The organism is Roseobacter cerffii (genome assembly GCF_054226325.1).
In genome coordinates, this window is record NZ_CM135757.1 from 2,404,328 (window position 1) to 2,423,194 (window position 18,867).

Sequence of the window (18,867 nt, forward strand, 5' to 3'; positions counted from 1 at the left end):
AAACAGAAAAGGCGTGGCCGAAACCTCTGGTCAGGCAGAGGGCACACTCTTGCCCACTGCCCTCGCCAGATCAGGACCCGGACGCGAGGTTTTGGATCCGCTCGATCAACTCCGCCCCGCCCTCGACGGTGCTCGCGAACTCGTCATAAATCGCCGCAGAGGCATCGATGAAGGCCTGATTGTCAGCCTCGTTCACCTCGACCCCAGCGTCCTTGATGACGGTCAGAAGATCCGTTTCCAGCTTGGCTGCATGCTCATAGACAAAATCCTGTGTCTCCGCACCGCAGGCTTCCAACTCTGCGCGCACATCTTCCGGCAGCCGTTGCCACTGGTTTTCAGCCACCAGAACATACCCTGGCGTATAGACATGCCCGGTGATCGACAGGTACTTCTGGACCTCCTGGAACTTGGCCGAGGCAATCTGAGCATAGGGGTTTTCCTGCCCGTCGATCACCTTGGTCTGCAAGGCGGTGAAGACTTCCGAGAACGCCATGGGCGTCGGATTTGCACCATATTGCTGGAACATCTTCACGCGCCACTCGCCGTTCGGCGTACGCAGCTTGATGCCCTGCAAGTCTTCGGGCGTGGTGATCGGACGCGTGTTGTTGGTGATGTGGCGGAAGCCGTTCTCGAAGTAGCCGATGATCCGGTAGCCCTCGCGCAGTGCGGCCTCCTGGAAGACATCACCCAATTCGGCCTGAATGCGGCGCATGTGGTCGCGGTCCTGCACAATGTAGGGCATCTCGAACACACCAAACTCGGGCGCGACCGACGACATCACAGACGATGGCAATGAGAAGTCCACCTGTCCAAGTTTCAGCTTTTGCAGAAGCTCGCGGTCCTTGCCCAACTGGCTGGCGCCGAAGGTCTGGACTTCAGCCTTGTCTCCCAGTTTGCCGTTTGCGCACTCGGCGAAAGCATCTGCCGATGCCTCGAACAGCGACCCCGGGTTGCCCACGTGACCGAACCGGAGTGTCAGATCAGCCGCAATGGCGGCAAACGGCATCGCCAATGCGGCCACGCTCGCAAGAATACGTGCTTTCAGTGTCATGGTTTCTCCTCCCAAGTTGCCCCTCTGGGGCGTTATTCAGCGGCCACCCGCTCTTCTGTCGTTTCCTTCAGATAATCCATCGCCGCCTGGGCCCCGCCCGACTGGTGCGGCACTCCCGCCTTGGCAAGCCCCATCTCGACTCCGGACAGGGTCGCCATCAGCATCAGATCGTTGAAATCCCCCAGATGACCAATGCGGAACACCTTGTCCGCAACCTTTGATAGGCCGTTGCCAAGTGAAATGTCGTAGTGCTTCAGCGTCGTGGCGCGGAATGCGTCTGCCGAATGCCCTTGCGGGGTCATCACGGCCGTCAGCACACCGGATTCGTCACCTTGTCGAGCGCAGAGCACTTCCAGCCCCCAGGCCCGAACCGCGGCCCGCGTCGCCGCGCCGTGCCGTGCGTGGCGGGCAAAGACGTTGTCCAGACCCTCCTCATGCAGCATGTCGATGGCTTCATTCAGCCCATAGAGCAGATTTGTGCCCGGCGTGTACGGGAAATACCCAGTCTGGTTCGGTCCAACCATATCCTGCCAGTCCCAATAGCTGCGCGGCATGGTCACGGACTTCGAATGCTCCAGAGCTCTCTCGCTCACCGCATTGAAGCTCAAGCCCGGTGGCAGCATGAGACCTTTCTGGGAGCCCGAGACGCAGACATCGACGCCCCATTCGTCAAACCGGAAATCAATTGACGCAAGCCCAGAGATGGAATCGACCATCAGCAGCGCCGGGTGCCCTGCGGCGTCGATAGCCTGACGCACCTCTGCGATGGGCGACACCGACCCGGTCGAGGTTTCGTTGTGCACAACGCAAACTGCTTTGATCTCGTGACCGGTATCTGCGCGCAGCCGCGCCTCGATGCGGTCAGGTTCGGCGCCACCGCGCCAATCTCCTTCGAGACACTCAGGTTCCAACCCGATCTTGCGGGCCATCTTGTTCCACATCGCTGCGAAATGCCCCGTCTCGAACATCAGCACGCGATCCCCCGGCGACAGTGTGTTGACCAGCGCCGCCTCCCACGCGCCGGTGCCAGACGATGGAAAGATAAAGACGTGTTGGTCGGTCTTGAAGATGGACTTCATGCCATCGAGAGCTTTCCTGCCGACCTCAGCGAAATCCGGGCCGCGATGGTCGATGGTCTGCTGGCCGATAGCCTTGAGGATGCGATCCGGCACGGCACTCGGACCCGGTATCTGCAAGAAATGTCTGCCGGCCTGACGCATTGGTTTCTCCTCCCGCGGGCGCCTCTGACAGTTGGCGCGTTTAACAGTTGCTAAAACGTAATTATGAATTCATAATTCAGTCAACCAAAATCTGCGAACTGGTATTTTGGGGGTCAAACGCGGGGAATTTCGGAACGCATGCGCGAGAACGCTCGTCTTTTCAGCAAGCTCGGCGAAGCTGTGCAAGGTGACGTGATGTCCGATGCGGCCTCACGTGCGCGATATGCGACTGACGCATCCATTTACCAGATCGTGCCCGAGGCTGTTGTTACCCCTCGAACGAAAGATGATGTGCAGGCGGCCATGGCGGTCGCGCGGGAAGAAGACGTCCCGATCCTGCCCCGCGGCGGCGGCACGTCGCAATGCGGCCAGACTGTCAACCGCGCCGTGGTACTCGACAACACGCGCCACCTGAATCGGCCATTGGAGTTTGACGCGGATAATCTGACCGCGCGGGTCGAGCCCGGGCTGGTGCTGGACGAGTTGAACCGCGCACTCAAGCCACATGGCCTGTGGTTCCCGGTTGATCCTTCCACCGCGTCGCGGTGCACCTTGGGAGGCATGGCCGCAAACAATTCTTCAGGTGGCAAATCGCTCCGCTACGGGATCATGCGCGACAATGTGCGAGCCATCTCGGCGATCCTGCCCGACGGCACCGAGGCGCGGTTCAACGGGGCGGCACCACCGCCCGGCCCGTATGCCGATCTGGTCTCTGACATGCGCGCCTTGGGGCAGCGCGAAGCAGAAGAAATCGACGCGCGTTTTCCCAAGGTGCAGCGGCGCGTGGGCGGCTACAACATCGACGCGTTGACCGGCAATGATGTGAATATGGCGCATCTGTTGGTGGGCTCCGAAGGCACGCTTGCCTATTTCACGGAACTGGAACTGAGCCTCGCCCACCTGCCCGGAGAAAAGGTCACAGGCGTCTGCCATTTTCCCACCTTCTATGCGGCGATGGACGCGGCCCAGCATCTGGTCACGCTGACCCCGCAAGCGGTGGAGCTCATTGATGATACGATGATCGAGCTGGGGCGCGACATCCCGCTGTTCCGCAAGACCATCGAGGCCTTCGTCGAAGGTACGCCCGCAGCACTCCTCCTGGTCGAATTCGCCGATGGGAGCGCCGAGGCCAACGCGGCGAAACTGGCCGAGCTTGCCGACATGATGGGGGATCTCGGCTACAGTTTCACAGCGCAAGGGACGGGTTGGGGCGGTGTCGTACCGGTGACCGACAACCACCTGCAAACTGCCATCGCCGAGTATCGCAAAGCCGGGCTGAACGTGATGATGTCGATGAAGGAGGCGGGCAAGCCCATTTCCTTCGTTGAGGACTGCGCGGTCGCCCTGCCCGATCTGGCCGAATACACCGACGGGCTGACCCAGATCTTTGCGCGCCATGGCACGAAGGGAACGTGGTACGCGCACGCCTCCGTCGGCTGCCTGCACGTGCGACCGGTGCTGAACATGCGTCAGGACAAGGACGTCAAGACGATGCGGGCGATTGCCGAAGAGGCGTTCGACCTTGTGAAACGCTACAAGGGCTCGCATTCGGGGGAACATGGCGACGGGATCGTCCGATCGGAGTTTCACGAGAGGATGTTTGGCCCCCGGATTGTCAAAACCTTCGAAGAGGTCAAAGCAAGGTTCGATCCGGGCGGCCTGATGAACCCTGGCAAGATCGTACATGCGCCTGCGATGGATGACCGTCGCGTCTTTCGCTATGGCCCGACCTACGGCGTCCCCGATTTCGAAACCGCGCTCGACTGGTCGGCCTGGCCAGGCTCCGCAGGCGGATTCCAAGGCGCGGTGGAGATGTGCAACAACAACGGCGCCTGCCGCAAGCTCAAGGGCGGGGTGATGTGCCCCTCCTTCCGAGCCACGCGGAACGAGCGGGACACGACGCGCGGACGCGCCAACACCCTGCGCTTTGCAATCTCTGGCCAGATGCCAGGCGGCCTGACCTCCGATGCCATGGCTGATACAATGAAGTACTGCGTATCCTGCAAGGGCTGTCGGCGCGAATGCCCGACGGGTGTCGACATGGCCCGCATGAAGATCGAAGTGCTTGCGGCGCGCCGCAAAACAACTGGTCTGACGCTCGCGGATAAACTCGTCGGCCACTTGCCGCGCTATGCGCCTTACGCGGCAAGGCTCTCGTTGCTGATGAACCTGCGGAACCGAATTGGCCTGCTCCGCACACTAACCGAAGGGCTGACAGGCGTGTCGCACCGCCGCGATCTGCCGGTCTGGTCGGCCAATCCGTTTCGCGATGCGGAGGCACAGAACGCGAACCCGGATGTTCTGCTCTTCGCCGATGTGTTCAACCGCTACTTCGAGCCCGAGAACCTCCGGTCCGCCCTGCGCGTTCTGCGTGCCAGCGGGCTACGTGTCGCCACGGCAGAGGATGGGTCAGGCCGCGCGCTTGACTGCGGGCGCACGCTCCTCGCGGTCGGTTGTGTCGAAGAGGCGCGGGCAGAGGCGCAACGCGTGATTGCTGCGACCCGGGACGCCGTGGCACGTGGCGTCAAGATCGTAGGCCTGGAGCCCTCCTCTATCCTCACTTTTCGCGATGAATTTCTCGCCCTCTGCCCGGGGCCGGAAGCCGAGGCGCTTGCCGCTGCTACCTGCACCTTCGAGGAAATTCTGGTGGCGCGCGACAACCTTCCGCTCCAGCCGCTCGGCCGTCCGATCTATGTGCATGGCCATTGCCATCAGAAAGCTCATGACGCTGTCTCTCCGATGCTGGAGCTGCTCAAGCGCATCCCGAACGCCGAGGTGCATATGATCGAGAGCAGCTGCTGTGGAATGGCCGGGGCCTTTGGCTACGCGCCAGACACGATTGACGTCTCGCTGAAGATGGCCAGCCTTGATCTCTTTCCGGCGCTGGAAGCCGCACCTGCCGATGCGTTGATCGTTGCAGATGGCACTTCCTGCCGCCATCAGATTGCGGATGGCACCCCAAGACGCGCGCAACATGTGGCACGCTTGCTAGAGACGGCCCTCGCCGGGTAAGAGAGACAGATGAACCTGACCAGCAGCATCCAGCGCCCCACCTTGCATGAAGAACTGGTGGAACGGCTGCGCAACCTCGTGATCGAGGATGTGCTCAAACCCGACGAAAAGGTGCCAGAGAAGGAACTGTGCGAGACCTTCGGCGTTTCACGCACCCCGCTGCGCGAAGCGCTCAAGGTTCTGGCCTCGGAAGGGTTGGTGGTTCTGCAGGCGAACCGCGGGGCACGGATCGCGCGAGTCACGCGTGAAGAGTTGGAAAACACCTTCCCGGTGATCGCAGCGCTCGAGCAGCTGGCTGGTGAGCTGGCGTGCGCTTGCTTGGACGATGACGGCATCTCGATGATCGAAGAGCGCCATGCGGCGATGACCGCGGCCTATAAGGCTCGGGATAGGAAAGCCTATTTCCAAGCCAATCAGGACATCCACAATGCGTTGATCCGCGGGGCGCAGAACGATGTTCTGGAGGCGCATCATCGCCGGCTGGCCGCCCGTGTCAGCCGCGCACGGTTCATGGTCAACCTGTCAGACGAACGCTGGGCCGAGGCAATAGACGAGCATGAGCAGATGATGATCCAGCTGCGCGCGCGGGATGCGACGCGGCTCGGACAGCTCATGAAAATCCACATGATCAACAAGCTCGCCGCCCATCTGAAGGCGCTCGGGACTGACGCGCCTTAGACCCCGACGGGTCTGCGCGGCATAGCGTTAGACCGAGCGTTCACTCTCACGATGCTCGCGCCAGATGAGGTCTGGTGCCAGGTTCAAGCCGCCGATAACTCGGACTCTTCGACCGAACACCGCCGCGCGGTTAGACCTGCGTGGTCAATATCGGAGCTTTGTCGCCGATCCATCGCGGGAGGCGCATTTTCCACGTGTACATTGCGAGCATATCTATCAATCTTTGCAACTATATGGCGACACCCGGCGGAACGGGCAAACGCCACAACAAGAAAAAACCAGGGAGACAAAGAATGACGACAAAAGGACTCTTGGCCACATCCACACTGCTGACAGTGGCGCTGACACAGCCGATCTGGGCACAAGATGCACACCCGGTCACCGGAGAGCTGCTGGCGGCAGATCAAACCTTTCAATACCGGATGCTTGATCAGTTCCCATCGATTGACCCGCAGTTGATCGAGGAAACCGTCGGCGGCCACCTTGCGCGGCAGCTCTTCGAAGGGCTTTTGACCCAGAATGCTGACGGCACCCTGCGCCCCGGCGTTGCCGAAGAATGGTCGTCGGAGGACAACCAGACCTGGACGTTCAAGCTGCGCGAAGACGCGCGCTGGTCCAATGGCGATCCAGTGACGGCGCAGGATTTTGTCTTTGCATGGCGGCGCGCGGCGGATCCGGCAACCGCGTCGGAGTACGCCTGGTACGTGGAGCTGAGCCAGATCACCAATGCAGCGGCAGCCATTGCGGGCGAGGTCGGTACAGAGGAGCTTGGCGTGCGGGCCATCGATGACCGGACGCTGGAGGTTACGCTTACCCAGCCCCTGCCCTACTTCCCGCAGATGACCGTACATTACACCTTCATGCCCACACACCCACCGACGGTTGAAGAGCACGGGGCCGCCTGGACCAACCCTGCAAACATTGTCTCGAACGGCGCCTATGCGCTCGATGACATGGCGGTGAACGAATTCATCCGGCTGGTCCCAAACCCGGAATACTGGGGCGCAGAGGACGTGATCATCAGCGAGATCACCGGCTTTGTGATCAACGATGCAAACCAGGCGCTGACGCGGTTTCAGGCCGGTGAATTCGACATGATGGATGATCTGCCCGCGGGCAGCTATCCGCGCCTGGAAGAGGAGATGCCCGACGTGGCGCATTCGGTGCCACGGCTCTGCTCATACTACTACACGGTCAATCAGTCCGAGAGCGGCCATGAGGCCTTGCAGGACCCGCGCGTGCGCACGGCCCTCAGCTACATGATCAACCGCGAAGTGATCACCGATCAGGTGCTGAAAGCCGGTCAGGCGCCTGCGTTCAGCTTCACCCATTGGGCGACAGCGGATTTTGAACTGCCGGAGATCGAGTATTCCCTCTGGAGCCAGCAGGAGCGTATGGAAAAGGCCGTGGCACTGATGGAAGAGGCGGGCTATGGCCCCGACAATCCCATCGAACTGAACCTGATCTATAACACATCGGAGAACCACAAGCAGATCGCTACCGTGATCAGCCAGATGTGGCGCCCCCTCGGTGTGACGACGGTGCTCAACAACTTCGAATGGCAATCCTACCTCGAGATCCGGGGCAATCAGAACTTCGATATCGCCCGCTCGGCCTGGTGCGGGGACTACAACGAGGCCTCGACCTTCCTCGATCTTCTGACCTCGAACAACGCCAACAATGACGGCAAATACGTCAATGAAGACGTTGACCGGCTGATGGCGGAGAGCGTCACGCTATCGGATCCACAGCCGATCTATACGCAGGTCGAACAGATCCTCGCGGAGGATATGGCGATCCTGCCGATCTATCACTACACGCAGAACTTCGTGCTCGATCCGACCATCAGGAACTGGCCGAAGGAAAACGTGGAAAACAACTGGTACGTGAAAGATATCTACCGCGTCGCACCAGAGTAAGGCGCCGCGGAGTGGGTGACTTCGCCCGCTCCGGCGCTACATCTTCCAGATGATAATTTACATAATCAAGCGCCTGCTGGTCGCGATCCCGGTTCTTTTGATCCTGATCGTCAGCACGTTCATTCTGATGTACGCCGCCCCCGGCAGCCCCTTTGCGACGGAGCGCGGCATCCCCCCGGCAGTGCTCGCCAATCTGCAGGCGCAATACGGGCTGGACCAGCCCTTTCACGTGCAGATCTGGCGTTACGTGGTTGGCGTCGTGACCGAATTCGACTTCGGCCCCTCTTTCATCTACCGCGATCAGGATGTGAATGCGCTGATCGGTCAAGGCTTCCCCGTCACACTGACCTATGGCTTCTGGAGCTTCGTGGTTGCGGTGCTGGTGGGCGGCGCGCTCGGCATCCTCGCCGCCGTACGACACAACACCTGGCTCGATTATCTGGCGGTCGGCATTTCCATCGGCGCGCAGGTCCTGCCGAACTTCGTGCTGGCCCCAATCCTGGTGCTGACCTTCACGCTCTGGCTCGGCTGGCTGCCCGGTGGCGGCTGGCAAGGCGGCCAGTGGCAATTTGTCGTCCTGCCGGTGATTGCGCTCTCCACCAGCTTCATGGCGTCCATCGCCCGGATCTCCCGCGCCTCCATGCTGGAGGTGCTGACCTCGAACTACATTCGGACGGCACGCGCCAAGGGATTGCCGATGCGGCGCGTGATCCTCCGGCACGCCCTCAAACCCGCGCTGCTGCCGGTGATCTCCTACCTCGGACCCGCCTTCGTCGGTATGATCACGGGCTCGGTGGTGATCGACATCTATTTCTCCACCGGCGGGATCGGGCAGTTCTTCGTCGCCTCGGCACTCAACCGCGACTATGGCGTCATGATGGGCATCACAATCCTGCTGGGCGCGCTCACCATCTTCTTCAACCTTCTGGTCGATGTGCTTTACGCCTGGATCGACCCGAAGATCAGGTACTAAGCCGATGTTCGCCACCAAATCCATCGCCGACGATCTGGCGGGCGGGACCCCGATCAAGGGCCGCTCGCTCTGGGCCGATGCGCGCGCGCGGTTCTTTCGCAATCGCGCCGCCGTGGCCGGTCTGATCGTACTGATCCTTGTCGCAGCCTTCGCCCTGATCGGACCCTTCATCTCGCCCTGGAACAACGAGGATATCGACTGGAACGTTCTGGGCAACGTTGCCGAAGGCGGCCGCCCTTCGCTGGAAACCGGCCATTGGTTCGGCACCGATGCGCTGGGGCGCGACCTCTTTGCCCGCACCGTCCAGGGCACGCAGATCTCGCTCCTCGTCGGGATCGTCGGCGCGCTGATCTCTGTTGTTGTCGGGACCCTCTATGGCGCGATCGCGGGCTACTTCGGCGGGCGCATCGACAACGTGATGATGCGCATCGTCGATGTACTGATGTCGATCCCCTACATGTTCGTGCTGATCCTATTGCTGGTGGTGTTTGGCCGCTCGCTCCTAATGCTCTTCATCGGCATCGGGCTGATCAGCTGGCTCGATATGGCCCGCATCGCCCGCGGCCAGACGCTCACGCTCAAAGGCCGGGCGTACATCGAGGCGGCCATAGCCACTGGCGTTCGCCCCTTCACCATCATCCTGCGCCACATCATCCCGAACCTGCTGGGTGTGGTGGTCGTCTATGCCACACTGCTGGTGCCCTCGATGATTATTTACGAAAGCTTCATCAGCTTCCTGGGTCTTGGGGTGCAGGAACCACTGACCAGTTGGGGCGCGCTCATCAACGACGGTGCGGCCGAGATGACAAACGGCACACTCTGGATGCTGCTGGCTCCTCTCTTCTTCTTTGTCATCACGCTCTTCGGCTTCTTCTTTGTCGGCGACGGGCTGCGTGACGCCCTCGATCCGAAGGATCGGTAATGACCCATTGTCCAAAGGATCGGTAACCATGGCACTTCTGGATGTGACCGACCTCACCGTCAGCTTCGACACCCCCGATGGTGTCGTGAAAGCCGTGAACGGCATGACGCTCTCGCTCGATCCCGGTGAGAGCCTCGCCATCGTTGGCGAGAGCGGCTCCGGCAAGACGCAGCTGGCCTTTGCGATCCTGGGCCTGTTGGCCAAGAACGGGCGCGCGGGTGGATCGATCCGCTTCAACGGACAGGAGATCCTGAACCTCCCCGAGGCGCAGCTCAACACGATCCGCGCCAATGAGATTGCGATGATCTTTCAGGACCCGATGACCTCGCTGAACCCCTACCTGCAGGTGGGCGAGCAGATGGCCGAGGTGCTGATGCTGCACAAGGGCGCATCAAAGCGGGACGCATTGGACGAAAGCGCCCGGATGCTGGATGCGGTGCGCATCCCGGATGCCCGCGCCCGGCTGTCGATGTACCCGCATGAGTTCTCTGGCGGCATGCGCCAACGGATCATGGCGGCGATGGCCCTTCTCTGTCGTCCGAAACTCCTGATTGCCGACGAGCCGACCACGGCACTCGACGTCACCGTGCAGAACCAGATCATGGAGCTGATGGCCGACATCCAACGAGATTTCGGCACCGCGCTCATTCTGATCACCCACGATCTGGCGATTGTCGCGGGCTCTTGCCGAAAGACGCTGGTGATGTACGGCGGACGGGTGATGGAGACCGGCGCAACTGACGATCTCTTTGCCGCGCCCTCGCACCCCTACACCCTCGGCCTTTTGAACGCGGTCCCGCGGCTCGATGTTCCACAGGATCATCTGCAGACCATCCCGGGCGATCCGCCCGATTTGACGGCGCTGCCTGCCGGATGCCCCTTCAGCCCGCGCTGTCCCGCGAGCCATGAGCCCTGCACGGAGATCATGCCCGCGCTCGAAGGCTTCGGGGCCGGGCGCCTACGGGCCTGTCACGCCGCGCGGGAGGCGGTGGCGTGAGCGCCCCCTTGCTGGAAGCCCGTGATCTCAGCGTCACTTTCAAGGTTGCGCGGCAAGGCGGCTGGCCATGGAGCCCGCCGCGCGAATTGCAGGCCGTCAAACAGGCCTCCTTGATGCTGGAGCCGGGCAAGACGCTTGGGCTGGTGGGCGAAAGCGGCTCGGGCAAGTCCACCCTCGCCCGTGCAATCGTCGGCACCGTGCCCGTGAGTGACGGCGAGGTGCTCTGGCGCGGTGAGGACATCATCGGCATGAGCGCCACACGCCAGCGTGCACATGGGCGCCACGTGCAAATGGTCTTTCAGGACCCGCTGGACGCTCTGAACCCGCGCATGACCGTCGGCCAGATTGTCGCCGAACCACTGCGCACCCACTTCCCCGATCTCTCAAGGGACGAGGTGCGTGCAAAGGTCGGTACGATGATGGAGCGCGTCGGCCTGTTGCCAGCGCTGATCAACCGTTATCCGCATGAGTTCTCGGGCGGGCAATGCCAGCGGATCGGCATCGCACGCGCCCTGATCACCGAACCGGAGCTGGTGGTTTGCGACGAGCCAGTCAGCGCGCTCGATGTCTCGGTTCAGGCCCAGGTCGTGAACCTTCTTCAGGAGCTGCAACGCGACATGGGGCTGGCGTTGCTGTTCATCGCCCATGATCTGAGCGTCGTGCGGCATATCTCGCACAGGATCGCCGTGATGTATCTGGGCCGGATCGTGGAGGCCGCATCAGCCTCCGACTTGATCGCGAACCCCCGCCATCCTTATACAAAAGCGCTGATCGCTTCTGTGCCGATCCCCTCACCGGAAGCCGAGCGCGCGCGTCATCGCCCGGTTCTGGAGGGTGAGCTGCCATCGCCCATGGCTCCGCCGTCCGGCTGCGTCTTTCGCACGCGTTGCCCTATTGCACGAGAGAGCTGCGCGGATATGGTTCCAGCGGCCATTCACATCGGGGATGACCATCTGGTCGCTTGTCCCCATCATTCGGACTAAACAACAAGAGTAGCTGCCGAAGACCTGTCCCACGTATGTATTGCCCGGCGCTCGGTTCTGGAACGCGGAGCATCATGTCAGTCAGCTTAGAGCAACCAGGGCCGCACCATATGATCGCAGAAATGTGCAACAGCAGCGCACCGCCGTACTTCGGTCTCGCCTCAGCAAAAAATGGCGTTAAAATCTTTATCCACAACCGTTGCAACCCGACCTAAAAACAACCTAAACGACCGTAGCGGACGCTCAATACTCTCTTAATTTGCGCACATTAACCTTTTCTCGCACCATACCAGAGGGCCAACATGCAGGCGCATCTCAAGGCGGATACCAACGTTTCGACCCTCGGCACCCGCCGCTGGCTGCGCGAGCACACACGCGATCTGCATGACGCGGCTGAGGCCCGATGGATGACACCCCGGGGCTTCGGCTCGAAAGCGCGGTATCTTGGCTTCCTCTCAGCCTTGTTCAAAACACACCTGCATCTCGGGTTGGCGGCAGCCTTCAAACGAAACGACAAAGATGCCGCCTGGTTGGAAACAGCGCGCATCAACGCGCTGTGTGACGATCTCGGCTACGCGCATCCTGGTGCCAGACCCAAAATCAAGATGACCGAAGCTTATGCATGGGGTGTGAGCTATGTTCTGAATGGCTCCGCGCTTGGCGCCAGCATGTTGCTGAGCCACGGATACGTCATCAAAACCTGGCCAAACGCATATTTGATGCATGGGCAGCGTTTCGCAAAATCCGGTCAGCTACGCGGTTTTCTGGACCGGATCGACACGCTGCCCGCCGGCAATGAAGAGCTGCTGCGCGGCGCTGTTGACACCTTCAGAATGGTCAGCGAAGACCTGCAAACAACGGGATCTGCACGCCCGATGACAAAGGAGCCAAGCTCTTGAGCAACGCGTTGGACGACGACAAGGTCCGCGAAGCCTTGGCGGACTGCGCATCGGAACCGGTGCATATTCCGGGCACCATCCAGCCCATCGGGCATCTGCTGGCCTGCGATCCGGAGGCCGGCACGATCGCCTACGCCAGTGCCGAATGCGGCATGCTGTTCGGCTGCGACATGGATAGCCTGATGGGTCAATCCGTGCGCGATCTACTGGGCGCAGAGATCTGGCACGCATGCCTGAACGGTCTCGGCGCTGCCGGCTCAGAAGACCGGCGTCAATTCGCAGGTATCTGGCAGGACCGGGACACCGCCTGGGCCGTGCACGCGACAGCAGGCAGCGGCTATGTCATCCTCGAGCTCGAAGAGGCTTTCGAGACCCCGAAGGCCTCGTCCGACATGCTGCTTCTGCAAGCTCAGTTGATCAGCCAGATCCAGACCTGCACCACCGAAGACACCCTGTTCCGCCTGACGACCCAATTGCTCCGGCACATCACCGGTTTTGATCGCGTGATGATCTATCGCTTCGATGCTTTCGCGCACGGTGAGGTTCTGGCCGAAGAACGCCGACGCTCGCTCCACTCCTTCGAGGGGCTGCACTTCCCGAATTGGGACATTCCAAAGCAAGCCCGCGACATCATGGCCCGGGTTCCGCTGCGGCTAATCGCCGACGTCGATCAGACCACTGTTCCCGTTCTCAAGAGCCAACCCGACCTGCCCGACCTCGATATGACGTTGGCGCAACTCCGCGGTGTGTCTCCGATCCATTTGCAATACCTGCGCAATATGGGCTCCGCGGCGACGATGACCCTGTCCGTCGTTCAGGATGGCGAGCTTTGGGGCATGATCTCGTTCCATCACGGGCACCCCAAAATCGCACCACCGCAGATCCGGCAGATGCTGAGCGAGGCGTTCCTGCCTGTCTTCTGCCTGAAACTCGGCCAGATCCGGGACCGCGGCAGCCTGAAGCTTGCGCAAAAGATCAATGTCTTACAGACCGATATTCAGGCAAAGCTGGAAAACAAGATCGAGATCGAGACGATCCTCGATGGGCTGGGCAGTGAGCTTTGCAATGCGCTCGACGTGGTCGGGCTCGCAATCGTCGCAGGCCAGCGACTGCATACTTATGGGCGCACCCCGGCCGATGACGCGATCACCACGCTGGTTCAAGCGCACGCATCCGAGACAAGGAAAATCCATGCAACGGATGCCTTGGGTGAGGACTTTCCAGACCAACGGAACAGCTTTGGCGATTTGGCGGGCGCGCTTGTCATTTATGGCCCTAATGAGCGCTGCCTGGTGTTCTTCCGCCCGATGATCGAACAATCGGTGGCTTGGGCGGGAAACCCCGAGAAGACCTTGCACGAAGTCGACGGCAACGCGCGCCTCGAACCTCGCGGCAGTTTTTCGACATATCTTCAAAGTATTGACGGCCGGTCCGAGCCATGGTCACCACAGGACCGGCACCTGGCCCAGCTGCTGTGGCCCCTGCTGAACGCGGCCGAACGGCAGGCGTTCATGAACGACCTCAGCCGCCAGCAGATGCTGATGATCGGCGAGTTGAACCACCGCGTGCGCAATATCCTTGCACTCATCGAGTCGGTGTCCCGGCAGGCGCGGCGGTCAAACAGCTCGCTCGACAGCTACAGCAAGGCGCTCGAGGCCCGTATCCGAGCTCTGGCGGCGGCGCATGATTTGGGCGCCGGGTCTGCCTTGCCGTCGGTGTCGGTGCGAAAGATGCTCGAACTGGAGAACACGCCCTACTGCGACGGGGTCGACAGCCGCCTGACCATCAACGGCCCGGACTTCTATATTCGCGCCGATTTGGCGCCCACTTTCACGCTGGTCATCCATGAGCTGATGACAAATGCAGTGAAGTACGGCGCGCTCTCTGATGACAGCGGTCGGATCACCGTCACGCTGTTTCAGGCTGAGGATGGGCTCGACCTCAAGTGGGTGGAAAGCGACGGACCAGAGGTCACAGAGCCGGACGATGTGGGCTTCGGCACGATCCTGATCGGTCAGGCGATTGCGCATGAGCTCTATGGCCGCTCAAACCTCACCTATGCTAAATCGGGCCTTGAAGCGCAGATCGTTATCCCCAAACGCATGCTGGACGAAAATCCCAGAACGGAGACCGAAAGCGCAGTTGTTGCGGAGGCGACCATCACCAATATCCCCGTAGAACATCGCAATGGCGTCATCATGATCCTGGAGGACAACTTCGTGATCGCGACCGGGATGGCCGAAGACATCAAGCAGATCGGCTTTCCGAACTGCGAGATCATCGCGGGAGCTGCGGAAGCGCTGGAATACATCGAAATGGATCCGCCCGCGCTCGCCGTACTCGACATCAATCTCGGTGGTGGTCAGACAAGCTTTGATGTCGCGCGCGCCCTTGCCCGGCTGAAAGTGCCATTTGTCTTCGTGTCGGGCTATGGCGAACTGGCTGATCTGCCTGCGGACCTCGACAACCGGCGCGTCCTGACCAAACCGGCCAAACGGGATGACCTGACCGCGGCGCTCGCCTCCTTGGTGAACTAGAGCACCCTACCGCATCAGCAGATCTTTGCACTGACATTGCAGTTTCGCAGGACTGTCACGCAAGTGTCACCCAAGCGGGATTGAAGAGGCGTCATGAAGGAGCGCCTCGATCCGCTGATTGCCGAACGCGCCCCGTGGCTGTTCCGCCCCGGAACCATCAGCCGCATGTCGCGGCGCACGTGCATGGCACTGCTGGGCTATCAACACACGGTCGATCTGGCTGTGGCGCTTCGGGACGAGACCGCGCCCGATCTGATGCAGCATATGGGCGATCTGCTGGCGCAGGATTTGAGGGCGACCGGGCTTCACCACATCCCCCGCGGGGGGCCCGCGATCATCGTTGCCAACCACCCGACCGGCATTGCAGATGGCATCATGCTGCATCACATCCTGGCCCCACTGCGCCCGGACCTCTTTTTCTACGCGAACGCGGATATCCTGCGCGTGCTGCCGCAGCTTTCGACAATGATTGCCCCCGTCGAATGGCGCAATGAAAAGCGCTGTCACAGCAAGGCGCGGGAGACGATGGCCTATACGCGCGACGCAGTAGCAGAAGATCGATTGGGCCTTATTTTCCCGTCAGGCCGTCTGGCCAAGCGGCGGGGTCTGCGCCTCTATGAACGCCCGTGGATGCCCTCTGCTGCGATGATCGCGCGCAAATACGATCTTCCGGTGATCCCAATCCACATCAAGGCGCGGAACTCGGCGCTTTTTTACATGCTCGATCTGATCCACCCAACGCTGCGCGACATCACTTTGTTTCACGAAACGCTGAACAAGGATCACCAACCGTTTCGCATCCGCATCGGCGCGCCAATTGCCGCCCGCAGCTTGCCGAAGAACTCCGACGAGGGGATTGCGATGCTGCGCGACGCCACCCTCTCTCTTGGCGAAGATCCGGCAGGCAGTGTCTCCATGGTATCATCCTTCCGCGACCGTCAGAGGTGGTTTGCGCCGCCGCGCGGGATCTGAGGCCATCACGTCACCAATTGAGTGGTCCGCTCCCGGTCGATGCTGGACAGGCCGCGTCTCAACGGTCTATGCAGGGGAAATCCTTGTTTGTGAGCGACTTATGACCTCGATACTTGTGCTGAACGGGCCAAATCTCAATCTGCTGGGGACGCGCCAACCCGATGTCTACGGCCACACAACGCTCGCTGATATTGAGGGCATGTGCGCCGATTGGGCCGCTGCAAATGGCTGCAGCGTTGCCTTTGAACAATCCAATCACGAGGGCGCCCTGATCGATTCCATTCATGCGGCACGCGGGGTTCACGATGGCATCGTGCTGAATGCCGGCGCCTACACGCATACATCGATTGCACTGATGGATGCGATCGCTTCAGTCGAGCTTCCGGCGATCGAGTTGCACCTCAGCAACGTGCATGCGCGCGAGGCATTCCGGCATCAGTCCTACATCGCCAAGGTCGCGGTGGGCTTGATTTGCGGCTTTGGCGCCAGGGGATACACGCTTGCGCTCGAGGCGATGAAATCTCATCTGGAAGATTAAGAACATCGCCTAACCTCCTCAAAGAAAAAGGGCGATGGATAGCCACCGCCCTTTACACACAAGAATGTAAGACGTTTAGCCCTTCGCCGCCTTCGCGACCTCAGCGGCAAAATCCTCCTTCACGACCTCGATGCCTTCGCCCACTTCGAGGCGGATGAAGCCGGTGATCGACGCGCCCGCTTCCTTGGCTGCGTCGCCGACAGTGAGGTCCGGGTTCACCACGAACGACTGGTTCAGCAGGGTAACTTCCGACATGTACTTCTTCATGCGGCCGATGATCATCTTCTCGATGACGGCTTCCGGTTTGCCGCTCTCGCGCGCGATGTCCATCTGGACCTGCTTTTCCTTCTCGACCACGGCAGGGTCGAGATCATCTTCGGAGAGCGACGCCGGGTTCACAGCCGCAATGTGCATCGCGACCTGTTTGCCAAAGATCTCGTCACCACCGGACAGCGCAACGAGCACGCCGATCTTGCCCATGCCGGGTGCCGCTGCGTTGTGCACGTAGGACACAACCGTGTCGCCATCGATGGACGACATGCGACGCACCGACATGTTCTCGCCGATCGTAGCGATCTTGTCGGTCACAACGGTCGCGACGGATTTGCCACCCATGTCGGCATCTTTGAGCGCGTCCACGTCAGATACGGTCAGCGCCACATCAGCTATACCCGCGACCATCTCCTGGAATTCGGCGTTCTTGCCGACAAAGTCAGTCTCGGAGTTCACCTCGACGGCGACACCGTGACCACCGCTGACCTTCACTGCCACCAGGCCTTCCGCTGCCGTGCGCCCGGATTTCTTGGCCGCCTTGGCCAAACCCTTGGTGCGCAGCCAGTCCAGTGCCGCTTCCATGTCGCCGTCGGTTTCGGTCAACGCCTTCTTCGCGTCCATCATGCCTGCGCCGGTTGTCTCGCGCAGTTCCTTGACCATAGATGCTGTGATCGCCATCTGAGGTTCTCCTTTTGGAATCTTCTAGTGTTGGGGCAGGTCATCCCGGCCCCATATGTCATGCGTGTGACAGGATCAGCTCGTCGCTTTCTCGACGGTCTCTTCCTTGGACTCGATGTCCAAAGGGGCACCCGCTGCAACGGCATCGTCGGAAACGGTCTCGGAGGATGCCTCGCCAACCTCCACACCCGTCGATTCTGCAACGGCTTCCTCAACCGGCGCTTCTTCCATCTCGCCGAGATCAACACCTGCCGCACCCAGCTGCGCGGACATGCCGTCAAGTGCTGCACGGGCAGCCAGATCGCAGTAAAGCGCGATGGCGCGCGCGGCGTCGTCATTGCCCGGGATGATGTAGTCGATGCCATCCGGCGCGCAGTTGGTGTCGACCACCGCCACAACCGGGATGCCCAGCTTGTTGGCCTCGGCCACGGCCAGCGCTTCTTTCTTGACGTCGATGACGAAGATCAGGTCCGGGCGGCCGCCCATTTCGCGGATGCCGCCGAGCGAGGCCTGCAGCTTGCCCTGGTCACGTTCCATGCCCAGACGCTCTTTCTTGGTCAACCCGGCAAAGCCCTGCTCCGCCTGCTCGTCAATTGCCTTCAGACGGTTGATTGACTGGGACACGGTCTGCCAGTTGGTCAGCGTGCCACCCAGCCAGCGGTGGTTCATGTAGTACTGCGCGCATTTCTCTGCGGCTTCAGCAATCGGCTGCTGCGCCTGACGCTTGGTGCCGACGAAGAGGATGCTGCCGCCCTTGGCGACGGTCTCGCGGATCACGTTCAGCGCCGCGTCCAGCATGGGAACGGTCTGCGTGAGGTCCATGATGTGGATGCCATTGCGCGCGCCGTAGATGAACGGACCCATGCGGGGGTTCCAACGCTGCGTCTGGTGGCCGAAGTGTACGCCTGCTTCAAGCAATTGGCGCATGGTGAACTCTGGAAGAGCCATGTGTGTCTACCTTTCCGGTTTTATCCTCGGCGGGGGCATGACAGTTTTCTGCCAACCGGCGGACCCTTGGGGATGTCTCCCCCAATAAGCCCAAACCCCGCCTGCGGGTTTCAGTGCGCGCCGTATAAGTCAGGCCCGCGCAGATCGCAAGAGGTCAAATCCTGTCGTCTTGCAAGAAGTGACCCAGCGCAACCACGTTGCGTTCTTGTCACCGGTCGGCACCCCGCCTTAGTATCGCAGGCAACCGGACCCGCAGAGGTTCGGAGG

The 18,867-nt window shown here is 61.0% G+C and carries 15 protein-coding genes; 11 read left to right on the forward strand and 4 right to left on the reverse strand.

Annotation, left to right across the window (positions count from 1 at the left end; translation table 11 throughout):
- Positions 1 to 70: 70 nt before the first annotated feature.
- Both ACVC7O_RS11645 and ACVC7O_RS11650 read right to left on the reverse strand, forming a co-directional pair.
- Positions 71 to 1,051, reverse strand: coding sequence for a TRAP transporter substrate-binding protein (locus tag ACVC7O_RS11645; protein WP_458322300.1), 981 nt, complete (start codon positions 1,049 to 1,051; stop codon positions 71 to 73).
- A gap of 32 nt (positions 1,052 to 1,083) precedes the next feature.
- A complete protein-coding gene (locus ACVC7O_RS11650; RefSeq protein ID WP_458322301.1) occupies positions 1,084 to 2,271 on the reverse strand; it encodes a pyridoxal-phosphate-dependent aminotransferase family protein in 1,188 nt (395 codons plus the stop codon).
- A gap of 138 nt (positions 2,272 to 2,409) precedes the next feature.
- Here ACVC7O_RS11650 and ACVC7O_RS11655 point away from each other — a divergent pair, with 138 nt between their 5' ends.
- The 11 genes from ACVC7O_RS11655 to aroQ all read left to right on the forward strand — a co-directional run bounded on the left by ACVC7O_RS11655 (position 2,410) and on the right by aroQ (position 16,701).
- Complete coding sequence (locus ACVC7O_RS11655; protein WP_458322302.1) at positions 2,410 to 5,283, forward strand: FAD-binding and (Fe-S)-binding domain-containing protein; 2,874 nt, start codon at positions 2,410 to 2,412, stop codon at positions 5,281 to 5,283.
- 9 nt (positions 5,284 to 5,292) lie between these two features.
- Positions 5,293 to 5,961: a GntR family transcriptional regulator gene (locus ACVC7O_RS11660; protein WP_458322303.1), complete on the forward strand. Its 669-nt coding sequence runs from the start codon at positions 5,293 to 5,295 to the stop codon at positions 5,959 to 5,961.
- Positions 5,962 to 6,254: 293 nt separating this feature from the next.
- Positions 6,255 to 7,880 carry a peptide ABC transporter substrate-binding protein gene (locus tag ACVC7O_RS11665; RefSeq protein WP_458322304.1) on the forward strand — a complete coding sequence of 542 codons (1,626 nt, stop codon included), beginning with the start codon at positions 6,255 to 6,257 and terminating at the stop codon, positions 7,878 to 7,880.
- 49 nt (positions 7,881 to 7,929) lie between these two features.
- A complete protein-coding gene (gene oppB, locus ACVC7O_RS11670; RefSeq protein ID WP_458322305.1) occupies positions 7,930 to 8,853 on the forward strand; it encodes an oligopeptide ABC transporter permease OppB in 924 nt (307 codons plus the stop codon).
- 4 nt (positions 8,854 to 8,857) lie between these two features.
- Entirely contained in the window at positions 8,858 to 9,775 is a 918-nt protein-coding gene (locus ACVC7O_RS11675) for an ABC transporter permease subunit (protein ID WP_458322306.1), read from the forward strand.
- A 28-nt stretch (positions 9,776 to 9,803) separates the two neighbouring features.
- The gene (locus tag ACVC7O_RS11680) at positions 9,804 to 10,772 is read left to right on the forward strand and encodes an oligopeptide/dipeptide ABC transporter ATP-binding protein (protein ID WP_458322307.1); all 969 of its coding nucleotides are present in this window, start codon (positions 9,804 to 9,806) and stop codon (positions 10,770 to 10,772) included.
- Positions 10,769 to 11,755 (forward strand): oligopeptide/dipeptide ABC transporter ATP-binding protein, encoded by a 987-nt coding sequence (locus ACVC7O_RS11685; RefSeq protein WP_458322308.1) that lies wholly within the window; start codon positions 10,769 to 10,771, stop codon positions 11,753 to 11,755. Before ACVC7O_RS11680 ends, ACVC7O_RS11685 begins: the two co-directional genes overlap by 4 nt.
- A gap of 302 nt (positions 11,756 to 12,057) precedes the next feature.
- Complete coding sequence (locus ACVC7O_RS11690) at positions 12,058 to 12,654, forward strand: biliverdin-producing heme oxygenase (RefSeq protein ID WP_458322309.1); 597 nt, start codon at positions 12,058 to 12,060, stop codon at positions 12,652 to 12,654.
- The gene (locus tag ACVC7O_RS11695; RefSeq protein ID WP_458322310.1) at positions 12,651 to 15,191 is read left to right on the forward strand and encodes an HWE histidine kinase domain-containing protein; all 2,541 of its coding nucleotides are present in this window, start codon (positions 12,651 to 12,653) and stop codon (positions 15,189 to 15,191) included. The genes ACVC7O_RS11690 and ACVC7O_RS11695 overlap by 4 nt, the downstream gene beginning before the upstream one ends.
- Before the next feature lie 93 nt (positions 15,192 to 15,284).
- Positions 15,285 to 16,163, forward strand: a complete 879-nt coding sequence (locus ACVC7O_RS11700; protein WP_458322311.1) for a lysophospholipid acyltransferase family protein — start codon at positions 15,285 to 15,287, stop codon at positions 16,161 to 16,163.
- Positions 16,164 to 16,263: 100 nt separating this feature from the next.
- A complete protein-coding gene (gene aroQ, locus ACVC7O_RS11705; protein WP_458322312.1) occupies positions 16,264 to 16,701 on the forward strand; it encodes a type II 3-dehydroquinate dehydratase in 438 nt (145 codons plus the stop codon).
- Between the two features lie 75 nt (positions 16,702 to 16,776).
- On the opposite strand, the gene tsf is transcribed toward aroQ, so the two are convergent.
- Together tsf and rpsB are read right to left on the reverse strand one after the other, a co-directional pair.
- A complete protein-coding gene (gene tsf / locus ACVC7O_RS11710) occupies positions 16,777 to 17,652 on the reverse strand; it encodes a translation elongation factor Ts (protein ID WP_458322313.1) in 876 nt (291 codons plus the stop codon).
- A 75-nt stretch (positions 17,653 to 17,727) separates the two neighbouring features.
- Positions 17,728 to 18,600 carry a 30S ribosomal protein S2 gene (gene rpsB / locus ACVC7O_RS11715; protein ID WP_458322314.1) on the reverse strand — a complete coding sequence of 291 codons (873 nt, stop codon included), beginning with the start codon at positions 18,598 to 18,600 and terminating at the stop codon, positions 17,728 to 17,730.
- Positions 18,601 to 18,867: the final 267 nt, after the last annotated feature.